Below are 17,414 nucleotides of genomic sequence, written 5' to 3'. Positions count from 1 at the left end.
CTTTCAAGTATGCAATTAGTTATTTGCAACTGTCTTTTTGATAAGCTCTACAGCATCACCAACAGTTGAAAGCTTCTCTGCTGCTTCTGTATCAACTTCGATGTTAAGCTTTTCCTCAACACCCATGATAATCTGGAATACATCAAGAGAATCTGCACCTAAATCATCAACAAATGTTGTCTCAGTAGTAATTTCTGCAGCGTCTACATTAAGTACCTCTGCAATGATTTCTTTTAATAAATCGAATTCCATTTTTAGTCCTCCTTTTTCTTCTCTATTACAATATTATCTCGAATAAGCTCGTTAATCTGCTGCTCTTTGAAAGTTACACACTGGAAGATAGTGTTCTTAACTTCGACAGCTTTTGCGCTACCGTGAGTCTTAACAACAAGCCCCTTTAAACCTAAAAGAGGAGCTCCGCCGTACTGAGTAGCGTCAAATGTCTTAAGTGTACTCTTTAAAGCAGGAAGTGCTAAAGCAGCACCAATCTTTGAACGAAGAGTACTCATTAAGCCACCCTTAATTACAGAAATAAGAGTGCCTGCCAAACCTTCGTATAATTTTATGATTACATTTCCAACAAAACCATCGCAGACAATAACATCCGCATCACCGTTAGGAATGTTTCTAGCTTCGATACTTCCGATAAAATTGATATCTTTGCATTCCTTAAGAAGAGGCATTGTCTCTTTAACTAAAGCATTACCCTTTTCCTCTTCAGCGCCAACATTAACTAAAGCGACACGAGGATTCTTAATTCCTACAACCTTTTCCATGTAGATGCTTCCCATTTTTGCGAACTGAACTAAATGGCTAGCTCTGCAATCTACATTAGCTCCTGTATCTACAAGGATTGAAACGCCAGTCTTAACTGGAAAAAGTGTACCAAATGGTGCACGCTCGATACCTCTGATACGACCTACAATACCAAGACCACCTGTAAGAAGCGCTCCTGAATTACCAGCTGAAACAAATGCATCTGCCTCATCATCCTTAACAAGATGAAGACCAACAACCATAGAAGAATCCTTTTTCTTTTTAATGGCTGCAACTGGATGCTCCGCTGTCTCGATAACCTCTGTAGCATTCTTTATTGAAATCTGTTCCTGTGGGTAAGATGGATAAGCCTTAAGCTCATCTTTGATGACATCTTCCTTACCTACAAGGATTACCTTAATATTTTTATTTGCACTAACTGCATCAACTGCGCCCTTAACCATTTCAGTAGGCGCGTTGTCTCCGCCCATTGCATCTAAAGCAACAATTATATTATCACTCATAACAATTCCTTTCATACATATACCCTAAAAAGTATACTTTAATTACAAAAAAAATACAAATAAAAAATCCTCCCGCTTTTACAAACGAGAGGATTTAGAAATCAAACTAATTAGTCAACTGTAATGATTTCTTTTTTGTTGTATGAACCACAGTTCTTGCAAACTCTGTGTGGAACCATAAGCTCGCCGCACTTGCTGCACTTAACAAGAGTAGGGTTGCTCATCTTCCAATTTGCTCTTCTTTTATCTCTTCTTCCCTTAGAAGATTTGTTCTTTGGACAAATAGACATGCTATTTCACCTCCTTAAAGCTATTAAAGACATCTAAAAATTGTGCCATTCTAGGATCTAAAACTGTATCATCGCAGCCGCAAGCTTCAATGTTACGATTCTTTCCGCAAACTGGGCAAATGCCCTTGCAGTCATCCTGGCACAATATCTTTGCCGGGAAATTCACTAAGATCTCGTTTAAAATTAGCTCATCTACAATAATGTCCTCGCCATCAATAAATGAGTAAGGACCAAGTTCCTCATCAGGAACCACTTCTCCATCAGAAACCTGAATGGTTTCATCAACAGAAACAGGAACCTTGAAAGTAACTTCTGTCAAGCATCTATCACAAGCACCTGAGATTGTACATTCAGTGTTGAATGTGATATGAAGCTTGCCATTTCCAATCATAGATAAAACTACTTCAAATGGCTCTATGTGATTGATAGAAAACTCACTGCCAAGATAAGAAAAATCTTTAATATCGCATGAACCTGCGAACTTCTTATTTTGATCAGCTAATGAAGTAACATCCTTAATAGAAATCTTCATAAATATCTCCTATCCACACTTTGTCAATTATACATAGCATAAATATAGTTGTCAAACATTTTCTTTAATTTTTAACACTATATTTTAAATTATTTGCCAGCTACGATTTCAGCTGTATCTCTAGCAATCATAACTTCTTCGTTTGTAGGTACAACATATACCTTAACCTTTGAAGAGTCAGAAGAAACAAGTCTTTCCTCTCCTGCTACATCGTTTCTAGCATCATCAAGCTCAACGCCCATGAATCCAAGGTGATCACAAACAGCCTTTCTAAGACCTGCATTGTTCTCTCCAAGTCCAGCTGTGAAGCAGATGATATCTACACCGTTCATAGCAGCTGCGTAAGCGCCAACATACTTAGCGATACGGTAAGCAATCATATCCATAGCAAGCTTTGCTCTCTCATTGCCTTCTGCTGAAGCTGCAATAAGGTCACGGAAATCTGAAGAAATACCTGAAATACCAAGTGCTCCAGACTCCTTGTTAAGTACATTCATAACGCCTGCGAAATCAAGACCTTCCTTCTTAGCCATGAACTCAACAGCAGAAGGATCGATATCACCTGAACGTGTACCCATAACAAGACCTTCAAGTGGAGAAAGACCCATTGAAGTATCAACAGACTCACCATTTAAAACTGCACAGCAGCTAGCTCCGTTACCGATGTGGCAAACGATAATCTTTGAATTCTTAAGATCACATCCATCCATCTCAGCAACACGCTTTGATACATAGCTGTGGCTTGTTCCGTGGAAACCATAACGACGAACGCCGTACTGCTCATAGTACTTGTAAGGAACTGCATACATGTAAGCTTCCTTAGGCATTGTCTGATGGAAAGCTGTATCAAAAACACCAACCTGAGGCTTACCTGGCATAAGCTCACGACAAGCATTAATACCAATGATATTAGCTGGGTTGTGAAGAGGTGCAAGATCGTTACACTCCTCAACTACCTTAATCATCTCATCTGTGATAAGTGCTGAAGCAGCAAACTTCTCACCACCGTGTACGACTCTGTGACCTACAGCATCGATTTCATCAAGGGATGCGATAGCGCCTGTCTTGTCATTTGTAATAGCATTGATTACAGCAGCAACAGCCTCTTTGTGTGTAGGCATTGCAATATCAGTGATTTCCTTATCAAGGCCAGCCTTCTGATATACGATACGACCATCAATACCAATTCTCTCGCAAAGACCTTTGCAGAGTACCTGCTCACTCTCAGAATCAATAACCTGATACTTAAGTGATGAGCTACCACAGTTGATAACTAAAATCTTCATATTTGTAATTTCCTCCTAAATTTATATTTCTTTCTTTAAATCATTATTCAACTTTTAAAGTATATCACAATTTTAAAAAGATACCACCATCTAATGGGACATTTCTGGTATTTCTGAAGGTACAGGAGGCTCAAAAATCTTCTCATCCAACAGTCCAATAAAAATTTCAACTAACGCAGGGTCAAATTGTGTGCCAGCTCCTTTTATTAGCTCCTCTTTAACCTGCTCATCAGTAAGCCTTCGACGGTAAACTCGGTTGGTAGTCATAGCATCGTAAGAATCAGCAATTGCAATAATCCTTGCCTCAAGAGGTATTTCAGCATCTGCCAAATGGTCAGGATAACCGCTTCCGTCAAATCGTTCATGATGATGCCTTATTCCTCCTAACAATCCTTCGATGCTATTTCCCATAGATTTCATTATTTCGTAGCCGATGACAGTATGTTGTTTCATAGCATCAAATTCTTCATCAGTAAGCTTGCCAGCTTTATTTAAAACATTATCTGGCACACCAATTTTTCCAATATCATGCACAAGGCCGATATAACGAATTCTTCGAATATCTTCTTCTGTAAAATCGTAATCCGCAGCCATTTCTCTGGCTAATCGCTCAGCATATTGTCCAACTCTTTGTGAATGACCACCAGTATATCCATCCTTTGCATCAATAGTACTTGCAATGGTGAGGATTGTATTGATAGTCATAGCTGTGTTGTTTTCTTCACGCTGCTTAAAATTAGAAACTTCATCATGAATATTCTGGATAACAGTGCAGGCCGTAAGAATTAGTAATGCAACGCCCATCTCAACTCCGAAAACATGAAATTGATTCGTGATAAATCCAATAAGCTCACAAACAGCAAGAACAATAAAGAAAATCATTCCCGCCATAATAATCGAATATTTTACAAATGCCCCATTTTTAATATCGATAATAATATTTATCACAGTTACTAACGCACAGATGCCACTTACAATCAGCGCAAAAACAAGTGTGTCACGGAATTCAGGTCCACCTGTGGTGTGCATTATTATGCAGGCAAACAATTGAGCAAGTGACACAGATTCAAGCACTAGATAGGATTTATGGTGAATGCGATGCTGAACCTCATCAAAATACATGCATGAAAGAACACAAATCAACTCCACCAAAATATACGAAAACATAATCGACATGGAAGCTCTTTTAAATACAAACTGTCTAAGCTTCGATTCTGATATTATCCAAAGGGCAATATCCACCATCAATAATCCCAGAAGTCTTGGAGCATCAGCTTTAAAAGAACCATCCGAAATAATTAAAGAAATTGTTACAGCAGCAAAATACAAAGCCACACCAAGAACTAAGGTAAATACCGCTGAAAAGTTAACAATAATATCATCTTTAATAATATCGAACCAGACATTATTTCCATAGCTAAGCTTTACTTCGCTAATACTGTTGGATTCTTTAAATTCAATATCAATAGCTATTTCCTTACCCGCGTCAGCCTTATCCATATCAACTACGATATAAGCGCTGGGAATATTATAGCCAATGCCATCTAAAGATTCTGATGTGTATTCCTCTCTTAGTTTCCCATCAATATAAATCTTTACACCTTCAAAAGAGGCCCTAAACATCAAACTCATACCATTTGTTAAATCATCTGGTAAAGTGTTAGTTATAAGCGTTTCATCTACACCATCAATTGTTAAAGGCAAATCAACAACTTTACTATCCCCATTTGTTTGCAGAGTCCACCCCTTATCAAGTGTATAGGTATTAAACCTGCCAATATTTGCCTCTGACTCAGTACTATCATCAAAAATTGCAATCATCATAATTACAAGTGTCAGAGCCAGCACAAAAACCACAGCTATTCTAACTATATTTTCAATTGTGTACATCAAAATAGATGCGACTTTCCCCTTCATAAAAACACCTTTTCTATTTTAGCTCAACACTTACATCTGATATTTTTTGCACCTGAATATAAAACCCCTTTAGCGTATTATTCCTGTGTAACAACGGACCAATCTCATACTGAAACTTTTCTCCTTTATAATTGTAGGTAGATATAACAGGAGAAGCATAATCCTCAGCCTTAATATAATTATTCAATGGCTGCCTTAAAAATGTATTAAATCGACCTCCATTGCTTGGAATCTTTTTCTCAAGCTCCCAATTTTTAAGCTCCGGAAACAGATAAACAGCATGCTCGTTACATCCCATATATTTGAGATTTTTCTTAATAATAAAGCAAGCCTTGCTCTTCATCTCAGACTCAAAGAAAACCTGATTGTTGTACACAGAATATGAATAGACTTTAATCAAAGGAATCAGCATGATTCCAATAGTAGCCGTAGAAAAGATAGGCATTAACTCTATCCTTAGTTTCAAAAACCTCTCCACAAGATATACACCAACCGATAGTACATAAACAAACAGGATGATATCTACATTAATTCTACTGACAATTGTTTTTCTACTAAGTGATACGATTGCAACAGCCATTCCTGCCAATGTATAAATCAAAAGAGAAATCAAGTATAAAGTATGCCCTATACCATAAGTCTTGGTTAGATATGAAAATTTATCTGTTGTGTGAAACTCAACTGTTTTATAGAAGAAATCATTGTGACCAACAGTACAAATGCTGAGGTACAAAACAGATTGTAGAAATAAAAGAAATGCATTCAAATAAGATGATACTTGTACTCGACAAACATCACATATCGTAAATAGTATTATAATTGGCGAAAAAATTCCAAGAACATAGCTAATAGTATTAGCTAATATGGCTTCCTGCAAATTACTAGAAATTGCAAGGGCAAAATAGCCACCATTACTTACAGCAACAATAATACACATTAGAATAATATTATTGTTATTAATTTTCCCATTTCCCAATACAACTAAAAGCAAAAGCAATGCAATACAAAAACATATCAAATATATCATTTGCTACCTCTTCATTCTTGCATCCTCCCCATTATGCTCATTATAATTTAAGTTGTCACACTATTTCAAGAATATTTAGACTTTTTCACAATTTAATTTGAGCAAATCTAAAAATACGTGTATTATATTGTTAGTCTTATCGGAAAAATCTTATAAGCGCAAACATACTTTAGGAGAATTAAGATGATTGTTGGAATTGTTGCAGAATACAATCCTTTTCATAATGGACATAAGCTACAAATAGATTATGCAAAAGATGTTCTTGGAGCTGATGCTGTCGTAGTCGCTATGTCCGGAAGCTTTACTCAACGAGGTGAAATCGCCTGTTTTGATAAATATACCAGGGCTGAAGCAGCTCTAAGATGTGGTGCTGATATCATACTTGAAATCCCTACTATTTTTGCAACTTCTTCAGCCAGAGAATTTGCATCAGCCGGTGTACAGCTTTTAGCCAGTACAGGTATCGTAAATACGATACTATTTGGTGCTGAAACCGATGATGCTAAGCTATTTAAATCCTCAGCCAAAAAGCTAGTGGAACTGGAAAAATCAGGTGAACTAGATTCCGAAATTAATGAAGCTAAGTCAAATGGCATCTCCTTTGCAGAAGCCCGGGCTGACGCACTTTCAAAGCACATCCCATCAGATATTATTAGCAATCCTAACAATATCTTAGGGCTTGAATACTGTCGTTATATCTATGAGAATAATCTCCCATTAGATATTGCAATAATAAAAAGACAGGGAAATGATTATAATGATGAGAATCTAACTGGTGAAATTAGCTCTGCTACAGCTATAAGGGCAGCTCTAAGAAAGGGAGAAAAAATATCTTCAATTCCAACCGATGCAGCCCCCGTATATTCAAACGCAACATATATTGATGCAGATGATGTGTCTCAAATGCTCCATTATAAGCTACTTTCAATTAATGATTATGAAAGGTATTTAGACTGTAGTGCTGACCTTGCAGATAGAATCAGAAATAACTTGAGTGAATATGTAGACTTTAATAGCTTTTGTGATCTAATCAAAACAAAAAACATTAATAGATCACGGGTTAGCCGAGTGCTATCTCACATCCTTTTAGATATAACCACCGAAGATTTTGAAAAAGCAAAAGCTGTAGATTATATATCGTATATACGAATGTTAGGTTTTAGTAAAAACGGCGCCAGATTACTTGGTGAAATTAAAGAGAAATCATCAGTTCCTCTTATTACCAAGCCTACAGAAATCATCGATAAACAGGATATTTTTTCAAGTAATATTTATAATGCAATCCTTACATCTAAAACTAATCAGCTATATCCAAATGAATACACAAGAAAATTTAATCTCGCTAATCTTTAAAAAAATCCAGAGCATTTCGCTCTGGATTTTTGATATTATGCAATAAAAAAGCACCCGATAATCGAGTGCTTTTAGCAGTTCCTAGCGGAATCGAACCGCTGTTTTCGCCGTGAGAGGGCGACGTCTTAACCGCTTGACCAAGGAACCATATTCTTTTCTGTCGCTTGCGACGAAAATTATAATACTATGGTTCCCTTTCAAAGTCAAGGGTATTTTTAAAATTTTTTCAGATTTCTGAAAAATAATTACAAAATGATATGACGAGGGCAAGCCTCAGCGCATTTACCGCAGCTTGTACACTTCTCTTGATCAATGTGAGCAAAGAATCCGTCCACATGGATAGCATCACTTTCACAAACCTTTTCGCATTTGTGACATCCAATACAGCCCACCTTACATACCGACATAACATCTTTACCTTTATCATTGTTGTGGCAACGAACTGCATGACCGAAGTCATAAGGAATAAGTTCGATAAGATGATTTGGACAAGTAGCTACACATTTGCCACAGGCTTTACAAGCCTCCTTATCTACTACTGCTACTCCATCTACAATATGAATAGCATCGAAAGGACACGCCTTTACGCAAGAGCCAAATCCCATACATCCATATGAGCAAGCCTTAGGGCCACCGCCTGGCACAAATGCCATTGCAGTACAATCTTCTACGCCTGTGTAGTCATATAGCTGCTTAGCATTTTCACATGTACCATGACACATAACAAATGCAACTTTGCGAACACCAGCTTCTGCCTCAACTCCCATAATTTCGGAAATCTTGGCTGCAACAGGTGCACCACCAACTGGACACTGATTTACAGGCGCCTCGCCCTTTGCAATTGCAGCAGCAAGACCAGAACATCCTGCGTAGCCGCAGCCACCACAGTTATTACCAGGTAAAACTCCAAGTACAGCCTCTTCTTTTGGATCAACCTCTACTTTAAATTTCTCTGCTGAAAAGCAAAGGAAAAATCCGATGATACAACCGGTAGCGCCAACGATAACAGCTGCCAGTAAAATTCCTGTTATACTCATTCGCGCACCTCCTTAAATTACACCTGAGAATCCTAAGAATGCCATAGCCATAAGTCCTGCTGTAATAAGGACGATAGCTGAGCCCTTGAATGTCTCAGGGATATCATTGTACTCAATCTTCTCTCTGATACCAGCCATAATAACGATAGCAATTGTAAAACCAACTGCAACGCCAAAACCATTGATAACAGATTCCAAGATATCATAATTGTTAGTAACATTATTAATTGCTGTTCCAAGAACCGCACAGTTTGTAGTAATAAGTGGAAGGTAAACACCTAACGACTGATACAACGATGGTACGCTCTTCTTAAGGAACATTTCTACAAATTGAACAAGTGCAGCAATAACGAGAATAAACACGATTGTCTGCATATATTCAAATCCTGTAGGAGCAAGTATGAACTTATAAATAATAGATGTAACAAAAGATGCTATCGTAATTACGAAGATAACAGCACCACCCATTCCGGCAGCAGTCTCTACTCTTTTAGAAACTCCAAGGAAAGGACATAGTCCAAGGAACTGAGAAAGAACAACGTTATTTACGATTGCTGATGCTACTAATAAAAGTATAAGACCTGTAACGTAACTCATTATTTCTCCTCCTTTCCTGCTATGTTGTCATCTGCGTAAGATGAATCTGAACCAGATTTTTCAACATCCTCTGTATTTTTTGCATTTGCAGTATGTCTAACTTCCGATGCAGCAAGCCCTGGCTTTGCAACATCTTTTGGATCTACAGGAGGGATTTCCTCTACCTGATGAACCATAGACTTACCAGTACAAGCAGATGATAAAGTACATCCTGAGCAATCGCCACCTAAGCAACCCTGAACAGCTGGAAGTGGCTTGCCCTTCTCTTCCATCTTGCGACGTACCACATTCATCACTGCAACGAGACAGCCAAGTACAAAGAACGCACCAGGAGCAAGTCCAAATAATGTAATGTGATAATTATTAAGTGGTGTAATTGCTACGTCAAACACTGAACCATTGCCAAGGATTTCACGAACAATACCAATAAGAGTAAGGCCTACTGTAAATCCAAGTCCCATACCAATACCATCAAACATAGATGGTATAACAGGATTCTTAGATGCGTAGCTTTCTGCACGTCCTAAGATAATACAGTTAACTACGATAAGTGGAATATAGATTCCAAGTGATTCATAAAGTGATGGCAAAAAGCCCTGCATCAAAAACTGTACTATTGTAACGAATGATGCAACAACAACAATGAAAGCTGGCATTCGAACTCTATCAGGAATAAGATTTCTAAGGGCTGAAATCATCATGTTAGATAACACCAGAACCACTGTAGTTGAAAGTCCCATACCAATACCATTGATGGCTGATGTAGTAACAGCAAGTGTAGGACACATACCAAGCATCAATACAAAGGTAGGATTTTCTTTCCAAAGTCCGTTATATACTCTCTCTAAGTTCTTATTCATTTTGTGCACCTCCTACTAAAGAATTAAAGTAGGTGACGCCTGCATTTACGCCTCCTGTAACAGCCTTTGAAGTGATAGTAGCAGCTGAAATTGCATCTACTTCAGATGAATTCTTTGCGCCAGTCTTTGTGACTGTAAAGATTTCTGCTGTTCTATTCAAAAACTGTGATGAAAAAGTTCCATCTCCAGTATCTCTAGCTTTCATACCAAGACCAGCTGTCTCAGAAATGCTAGTGATTGAATATCCATTGATTACACCTTCATTTGTGATACCAAGTGAAAATGTAATATTGCCGCCATAACCTGCAGATGTTGTAACTGTGATTACATATCCCAAAGGATTACCAGATGCATCAAGAGCCTGAACACAATTATCGATTGTATCATCCTTGTAGCCAGCCTCCTGCACAACAGCTGTTGCAGCTGCAGAATCAAAACCATCTATATCTGCAAATGATTTGGCATCTGCAAATACTGTCTGATATGCCTTCTGTAATGCTTCATCCTCTGCTTTTGCGATAGGAGCCTTTGTGATTTCATAAACAAGGCCAAGGGCGAAACCTGCAATAACCGTAATACAAGTAAGGATAAGTGCGTCTTTAACTAATTTATTCATTAGCCTTCACCTCCTTAACCTTTTTCTCTCTAACTACTCCAAATGCTCTTGGAACAGTGACCTTCTCAATGAGAGGTACCAAAAGATTACTAAAGATAATTGCATAGCTAACGCCTTCTGCGCTGTTACCGAAAATACGAAATACACCGGTAAGAACACCAAGGCAAATACCAAACACTACCTTTCCGGCAGGAGTGATTGGTGATGTTACATAATCTGTTGCCATGAAGAATGCTCCAAGCATTAATCCACCACCACAAAGGTGTGCAACAAGATAAGTAGTATCAAATCCATGTCCACCAAACAAAAGGATGAACGCTGAGAACGAAACAATGTAAACACCTGGGATTAGTAAATCAATAACACCAAGTAAAATTAGAATGATAGCACCTAGTAAAATGCAAAGTGCACTAGTCTCACCGATTGTACCTCCACATCTACCAATAAGCATATCAAGTGTATTTACTGTCTCACCATTTTTAAGAAGGGCAAGTGGTGTAGCACCAGCAACCCCATCAAACTCAAAATTAGTCATTGTAGCGGCAAAAGATATAATAAGAAAAACTCTACCGCCAAGAGCTGGATTCATGAAGTTCTGGCCTAGACCTCCAAACAGCATCTTTACAACAACTATAGCAAAGATAGAACCAAGCACTGCCTGCCATACAGGTAATGTATGAGGAAGATTTAATGCCAACAAAAGACCTGTTACAACAGCACTAAAATCTCCGATTGTGCTCTTCTTGCCAACTGCTTTTTCGAATAAAAATTCAGATAAAACACAAGCGATAATACATACAGCCACAAGCAGTAATGCTCTCAGCCCAAAATTAAAAATACCAAAGATGGTTGTTGGCATAAGAGCAAGAATGACGTAAAGCATGATTCGGCTTGTATCGTCCTTCCCTCTAACATGTGGAGATGAAGAAACATTTAATAAATTACTCACTTTCTACCCCATCCTTTCTACTTTTTTCTCTTGTCTGCAAGTACTTGTTTTTTCATAGTCTTGATAGACTGTGCCAGAGGCTTTCTAGCTGGGCATGCAAAGCTGCAGCTACCGCACTCAATACACTCAAGACCATACCATTTTTCGAACTGTTCTTTATCTCCATGATCTGAGAATTTAGAAAGTCTAGAAGGTATAAGATTTTCTGGACAAGCATCTACGCAACGTCCGCAATTAATGCAGGCTGTTGTTTCATATTTTGAAACTTCATCCTCTGTCAAGCAAAGGAGTGCTCCCGATGTCTTTGTAGTAGGAATATCAACATCCATAACTGCAAATCCCATCATTGGACCACCTGAAATAATCTTAGCTGGCTCTTTGATAAATCCACCTGCCGCTTCAAGAATCTCCTTGCAGCTTGTACCTATGCATATACGATAATTGCGTGGTTCCATAACAGCATCACCAGTGAGAGTAAAGATTCGATCCATAACAGGCTTACCCTCAACAACAGCTGTATAGATTGCATTGATAGTGGCAACATTATCTACGATACAGCCGGCATCAGCAGGAAGCATCTTAGAATTGATTTCCCTGTCTGTGCATGCCTTGATAAGCTGTCGCTCACCACCCTGTGGATACTTTGTAAGAAGTGGAACTACTTCGATTCTAGGTTCTTTTTCAACCAATTTCTGAAGTGAAACGATAACATCGCTCTTATTATCTTCGATTCCGAGAAGACCTTTTGCCTTTGGAAAAAGCTGTAAGATAATTTTCATACCAGTAATAAGCTTTTCTGGCTCTTCTACCATGCTGCGATAATCAGATGTAAGATATGGCTCACACTCTGCACAGTTAGCGATGATGAATTCGATATTTTCAGGATTCTTTGGAGAAAGCTTAACATGAGTAGGGAAACCGGCACCTCCCATACCAACTACTCCCGCATCCTGAATTTTTTTGATGATTTCCTCATTTGAAAGACTAGTGTAATCATCACATTTTTCAAAGCCTGTTTCGATAAAGCTGCCATCATTTGTAATAATGATAGAGTTTACCATGTCGCCAGTAGCTACGCGTCTAGGTTCAATAGCCTTAACTGTACCCGAAACACTAGAAAAAATAGGTGCAGAAACAAATCCACCTGCATCCGCAATCTTCTGTCCTCTGAGCACCGTGTCTCCTACTGCAACACAAGCCTGTGCTGGTGCACCGATGTGTTGAGATAAAGGAAAGACCATTTCGCCCTGTGGCTTCAACTCTTTTGTTGGCTTTTCTTTAGAAAGCTCTTTGCCATCATAAGGATGAACGCCACCTTTAAATGTTCTTAGGCTCATTAGCTCTACCCCTCTTTCTACGCCCATATACTTTGGCTACGTTTGTTTTTATATTAATATTGTATCATTTTGCATCAAGCAAGAGATAAAATTTATCATTTATTTTGTACATTTTTTAGTACCAAATCAGCAAAGTTTGTGTATAATTTAACAATAGGTTTATATAGAGAGAAAAGAATTATGGAAATTATAAATAACAGTTATCAATTAGAAAAAGTAAATCGTGTTTACGATATTTATTTTGATGAGACCACACTATTTTTCGATATAGAGTGCACAGGTCTTTCGCCTAGAAAATCCTTTATATATCTTATTGGATATGCAACAAGAAAAGGAAATACTGTTACAATAACTCAACTTTTAGCAAAAAACGAATCAGAAGAATTGGAAATCATTGAAGAATTTGAAAAAGTAATGTCAAACTTCAATAAGCTTTTAGGCTTTAATTCTACACGCTTTGATGAGTCTTTTATTGTTGAAAGATGTCGAAAATACAAGTTTAACACTGCAATCAAATCAAAATGCCATACAGACATGTACCTTAGAACTACCAAGGCTAGATGTCTTCTTGATTTGCCTAACTATAAACAAAAGACAATCGAAGAATTCTTAGGTCTTCATAGAGACGACAAATACAACGGCGGCGAGCTTATCCCGGTATATCAACATTATTCCTTAACAGACGATAATAGTGCCAAAGAACTTATCCTACTTCACAACTATGAAGACGTCAAAGGAATGATTTATATCACTGATATCCTATCTTACCCAGAGCTTCTCACTACGGATTTACGATATGTAAGTCACGAAATATCAGGCGATAAGCTTCGATTTGAAATTGAAATTGATATAGACTTGCCAAACCAGATTAGCAAACAACGTGAATACGGATTATATATTATAAAGCAGAACCGTATATACGTTACTCTGAATCTGTTTGAAGGCCCACTTTATACTTTCCTGCCAGATTACAAGAACTATTACTATCTCATAAACGAAGACATTATAATTCCAAAATCATTAGGCGAAAGCATGGACAAAAACAGTCGTCGCCCAGCCAAGCGCGCCGACTGCAAAGTAAAAAAAGAAGGACAATTCCTTGCCCTTCCAGAAAAAATCGATATAGGCACATCTACACGCCTCTTCAAGCCATCCTACGACTCCAAAGAAGCCTACGTAGATATCGCCGACCTCACCCCTACACTACTCGTCAAAGTATGTCGATACATGCTGAAGCACTAAATGCTATCTAGCAAGTATCAAGCTCTTAATTCTCTCAAGCGTATGGATGCTAGCCGCTATCTATGCACTATTATTGGCCCCTCACAACAAAAATGCTATCTAGCAATTCACAAGCTCTTTGGATACTCAAGCGAAGCGTGTTGCTGAGCGGAGTATCTGAAGGCTTGTGAATGTAGCTAGATAGCTCGTTATCTTAGGCTAGCCACTATACTTTCTCGTAGTAGAATGAGTAGCGGCGCTTGTATCCTAAGTCTTTGTAGTTGATGACCTGCTCTGTAGATCCTATAAAGAGCACACCTCCAGTCCTCAAGGACTTGTTAAACTTAGCATACACCTCATCCTTAGCTTCATCAGTAAAGTAGATAAGCACATTTCTACATACAATCATGTCATAGTTTGAAGGATATGGATCTCTCAAAAGATTGTGTTCTTTAAATTCTACACATCTTTTTACTTCTTCACTGATTTGGAATGAATTACCAACAGGAGTAAAGAATTTCTTCTTAAGGTCAGCAGGCACGTTTGCAATACTCTTTGCATTGTAAAGACCCACTTTAGCTGTAGCTATAACCTGCTTATCTATATCAGTAGCATAAATCTTTATCTTATTCATAGGAAGATGCTGAGAAAGTGCCATTACAAGTGAATATGGCTCATCTCCTGTAGAGCACGCAGCGCTCCAAATCTTAAGATTCTGACCAGAGTGCTTCATAAGCTCAGGAATAAACTCTTTGGTCATCAAATCCCACTGTTCTGGATTACGATAGAACTCAGACACATTGATAGTAAGGAAGTTTACAAATTCTTCAAATACTTCTTTATCCTGCTTTAAAAGCATAACGTACTCATGATACTCTTTGCATTTATGCTTTGTAACCAAAGAATCGATTCTTCTGCGCATCTGTTTTTCTTTATAAGAACTCAAATCAATTTTCGTTAAATCATAAACTTCTTTCTTAAAAGCATCGTAATTGTCCATATACTCTACTCCTATCCTTAGAAAATAATCCACAGTTTCTCTGAATGGCTACATTATACTAATCAAATGTGTATTTATTGTTACTAATCTAAGAATTAAAAAGAAAAAGCCCACAGCAAATGCCATGGGCTATGAAAAATCTTATGGAACTATTCCTGTTCAGCTGCTACTTCTTCGATGTTTACATCAGCTACATCAGCATCATCAGATGTCTCTGGCTCAAGAAGTGCCTTAATTGAAAGGCTAATCTTCTTATCTGCATCGTTGAACTCAACAACCTTAGCCTCAACGTCCTGACCAATTGTAAGAACATCTGAAGGCTTCTCGATACGATCCTTAGAGATCTGTGAAACGTGAAGAAGTGCATCGATACCAGGAGCAAGCTCTACGAAAGCACCGAAGTCTTTCATACGAACTACCTTACCTGTAACTACTGTACCAACTGCATACTTATCAGCTGCACCATTCCAAGGATTAGCATCATCAAACTTGCATGAAAGTGCAATCTTGCCATCCTTAATTTCCTTAACGAATACCTTAATCTTGTCACCAACGTTAAGAGTCTTTGTAGGATTCTCAACACGGCCCCAGCTCATTTCAGAGATGTGAAGAAGTCCATCAGCACCACCTAAATCGATGAATGCACCGAAATCCTTAACATTCTTAACTGTTCCTTCAAACTCCTGGCCAACAGCAATCTTAGCCATAAGCTCTTCCTGAGCCTTTGCTCTATCAGCAACAAGAAGTGTCTTTCTGTTACCAATAATTCTGCGACGCTTTGGATCAAACTCAGTGATAACAAAGCTGATTTCCTGACCCTGGTACTTACCAAGATCCTTTTCGTATACATCTGATACGAATGAAGCTGGAATAAATACTCTAGCCTCATCAACAACTACTGTAAGGCCACCCTTAAGTACCTTATCAACAGTAGCTGTAAGAACTTCACCGTTCTCAAAAGCTTCTGCAAGTCTTTCATTGCCCTTTTCCTGAGCAAGTCTCTTGTAAGAAAGAAGAACCTGACCCTCGCCATCATTAACCTTAATTACGATAGCTGAAAGAGGATCGCCGACTTTAACAACAGTAGTAAGATCTATGTTAGATTCATTTGTGTACTCTGAACGTGTAATGATACCATCTGACTTGTAACCGATATTTAAAACGATTTCATCTGGCTTAACGCTAATAACAGTACCGTCTACTACCTCTCCATTGTGTATAGTTTTAAATGATTCCTCCAACATTTGTTCAAAACTCATTTCTGACATTTCTTTTGAACCTCCTCAATAATATTGTTTGGGGTGGATGCCCCTGCGGTAATACCTACACTTTCAATGGAACTAAGGTCAGATGGCTTACAGTCATCAGCCGTCTGTATATAGTAAGTATTGTTGCATTTTGTTTTGCATATTTCATACAACTTCTGCGTATTAGAAGAATTTTTACTTCCAATTACTAACATTGCATCGACTTTTGAGGCAATTTCCGCTGCCTCTACCTGTCTTTTATTAGTCGCATCGCATATTGTATTCAAAACAATAATATGATAACCTTTTTGCTTTATAATTTCAACTAATTCTTGAAATTTATTATGGTTAAAAGTAGTTTGTGACACAATACAAATTGTCGTATCTGAGTTTACTGAGAAATCCTTGGCATTCTCCTCGTCTGAAATTACCTGGTAATTATCTCCATTAATCCAGCCAACAATACCGCGAACCTCAGGATGATTAGGATTTCCTATTATTACTATGTACTCTCCATTTTTAGAATGTTCATCCACAGCTCTATGGATTTTCTTTACAAATGGACAGGTGGCATCAATCACATTATGCCCTAGAGCGTTAAGCTTATCCTCAACAGCCTTAGTAATTCCATGTGACCTAATGATTACAGTACCTGGTGCATATTCGTCTATACGATTTTCATCCATAACCTGAACGCCATGGCTTTCAAAACCCTTAACAACTTCTTCATTGTGAATGATAGGCCCGTATGTATAAAGAAAACCGTCGCCCTCTTCAATTTGTTTGTTTACAACATCAACCGCTCTTTGCACTCCAAAGCAAAAACCTGCTGATTCAGCTAAGATAACTTCCATACAACCACCCT

At 38.0% G+C, this 17,414-nt stretch carries 18 protein-coding genes and 1 tRNA gene; 2 read left to right on the top strand and 17 right to left on the bottom strand.

Annotation, left to right across the window (positions count from 1 at the left end; translation table 11 throughout):
• Positions 1-15: 15 nt before the first annotated feature.
• The 7 genes from acpP to T498_RS0112135 form a co-directional block, all read right to left on the bottom strand.
• Positions 16-252, bottom strand: a complete 237-nt coding sequence (gene acpP, locus T498_RS0112165; RefSeq protein ID WP_028236150.1) for an acyl carrier protein — start codon at positions 250-252, stop codon at positions 16-18.
• Positions 253-254: 2 nt separating this feature from the next.
• Positions 255-1,280, bottom strand: coding sequence for a phosphate acyltransferase PlsX (gene plsX, locus T498_RS0112160; protein WP_028236149.1), 1,026 nt, complete (start codon positions 1,278-1,280; stop codon positions 255-257).
• A gap of 110 nt (positions 1,281-1,390) precedes the next feature.
• Positions 1,391-1,570 (bottom strand): 50S ribosomal protein L32, encoded by a 180-nt coding sequence (gene rpmF, locus T498_RS0112155; protein ID WP_028236148.1) that lies wholly within the window; start codon positions 1,568-1,570, stop codon positions 1,391-1,393.
• 1 nt (position 1,571) lies between these two features.
• On the bottom strand, positions 1,572-2,102 hold the full coding sequence (locus tag T498_RS0112150; RefSeq protein ID WP_028236147.1) for a YceD family protein: 531 nt from the start codon (positions 2,100-2,102) through the stop codon (positions 1,572-1,574).
• An 89-nt stretch (positions 2,103-2,191) separates the two neighbouring features.
• Complete coding sequence (locus T498_RS0112145; RefSeq protein WP_028236146.1) at positions 2,192-3,388, bottom strand: acetate/propionate family kinase; 1,197 nt, start codon at positions 3,386-3,388, stop codon at positions 2,192-2,194.
• Positions 3,389-3,478: 90 nt separating this feature from the next.
• Complete coding sequence (locus T498_RS16365) at positions 3,479-5,305, bottom strand: HD-GYP domain-containing protein (protein ID WP_081779762.1); 1,827 nt, start codon at positions 5,303-5,305, stop codon at positions 3,479-3,481.
• 13 nt (positions 5,306-5,318) lie between these two features.
• On the bottom strand, positions 5,319-6,332 hold the full coding sequence (locus tag T498_RS0112135) for a histidine kinase N-terminal 7TM domain-containing protein (protein WP_028236145.1): 1,014 nt from the start codon (positions 6,330-6,332) through the stop codon (positions 5,319-5,321).
• A 183-nt stretch (positions 6,333-6,515) separates the two neighbouring features.
• Here T498_RS0112135 and T498_RS15760 point away from each other — a divergent pair, with 183 nt between their 5' ends.
• Positions 6,516-7,685, top strand: a complete 1,170-nt coding sequence (locus T498_RS15760) for a tRNA(Met) cytidine acetate ligase (protein ID WP_051524759.1) — start codon at positions 6,516-6,518, stop codon at positions 7,683-7,685.
• 75 nt (positions 7,686-7,760) lie between these two features.
• On the opposite strand, the gene T498_RS0112125 is transcribed toward T498_RS15760, so the two are convergent.
• The 7 genes from T498_RS0112125 to rsxC form a co-directional block, all read right to left on the bottom strand.
• Positions 7,761-7,832, bottom strand: a tRNA-Glu gene (locus tag T498_RS0112125).
• Positions 7,833-7,930: 98 nt separating this feature from the next.
• Entirely contained in the window at positions 7,931-8,722 is a 792-nt protein-coding gene (locus T498_RS0112120) for an RnfABCDGE type electron transport complex subunit B (protein WP_028236144.1), read from the bottom strand.
• A gap of 12 nt (positions 8,723-8,734) precedes the next feature.
• The gene (gene rsxA, locus T498_RS0112115) at positions 8,735-9,319 is read right to left on the bottom strand and encodes an electron transport complex subunit RsxA (protein WP_028236143.1); all 585 of its coding nucleotides are present in this window, start codon (positions 9,317-9,319) and stop codon (positions 8,735-8,737) included.
• Positions 9,319-10,179 (bottom strand): electron transport complex subunit RsxE, encoded by an 861-nt coding sequence (rsxE, locus tag T498_RS0112110; protein WP_028236142.1) that lies wholly within the window; start codon positions 10,177-10,179, stop codon positions 9,319-9,321. The genes rsxA and rsxE overlap by 1 nt, the downstream gene beginning before the upstream one ends.
• Positions 10,172-10,795, bottom strand: a complete 624-nt coding sequence (locus T498_RS0112105) for an RnfABCDGE type electron transport complex subunit G (RefSeq protein ID WP_028236141.1) — start codon at positions 10,793-10,795, stop codon at positions 10,172-10,174. The genes rsxE and T498_RS0112105 overlap by 8 nt, the downstream gene beginning before the upstream one ends.
• Positions 10,788-11,744, bottom strand: coding sequence for an RnfABCDGE type electron transport complex subunit D (locus T498_RS0112100; protein WP_028236140.1), 957 nt, complete (start codon positions 11,742-11,744; stop codon positions 10,788-10,790). Before T498_RS0112100 ends, T498_RS0112105 begins: the two co-directional genes overlap by 8 nt.
• A 17-nt stretch (positions 11,745-11,761) precedes the next feature.
• Entirely contained in the window at positions 11,762-13,081 is a 1,320-nt protein-coding gene (gene rsxC, locus T498_RS0112095; protein ID WP_028236139.1) for an electron transport complex subunit RsxC, read from the bottom strand.
• A gap of 180 nt (positions 13,082-13,261) precedes the next feature.
• Here rsxC and T498_RS0112090 point away from each other — a divergent pair, with 180 nt between their 5' ends.
• Entirely contained in the window at positions 13,262-14,323 is a 1,062-nt protein-coding gene (locus T498_RS0112090) for a ribonuclease H-like domain-containing protein (protein ID WP_028236138.1), read from the top strand.
• Positions 14,324-14,528: 205 nt separating this feature from the next.
• Here T498_RS0112090 and T498_RS0112085 read toward each other — a convergent pair whose 3' ends face one another.
• The 3 genes from T498_RS0112085 to ispH form a co-directional block, all read right to left on the bottom strand.
• A complete protein-coding gene (locus T498_RS0112085) occupies positions 14,529-15,302 on the bottom strand; it encodes a CheR family methyltransferase (protein ID WP_028236137.1) in 774 nt (257 codons plus the stop codon).
• A gap of 149 nt (positions 15,303-15,451) precedes the next feature.
• On the bottom strand, positions 15,452-16,570 hold the full coding sequence (gene rpsA / locus T498_RS0112080) for a 30S ribosomal protein S1 (protein ID WP_028236136.1): 1,119 nt from the start codon (positions 16,568-16,570) through the stop codon (positions 15,452-15,454).
• The gene (gene ispH / locus T498_RS0112075) at positions 16,558-17,403 is read right to left on the bottom strand and encodes a 4-hydroxy-3-methylbut-2-enyl diphosphate reductase (RefSeq protein ID WP_028236135.1); all 846 of its coding nucleotides are present in this window, start codon (positions 17,401-17,403) and stop codon (positions 16,558-16,560) included. The genes rpsA and ispH overlap by 13 nt, the downstream gene beginning before the upstream one ends.
• Between the last annotated feature and the right edge of the window lie 11 nt (positions 17,404-17,414).

The sequence above is a fragment of the Pseudobutyrivibrio sp. MD2005 genome, assembly GCF_000621865.1.
GTDB lineage: Bacteria > Bacillota > Clostridia > Lachnospirales > Lachnospiraceae > Pseudobutyrivibrio.
The sequence above is the reverse complement of the archived record's forward strand: the minus strand, read 5'-3'. Positions and strand labels throughout refer to the sequence as shown.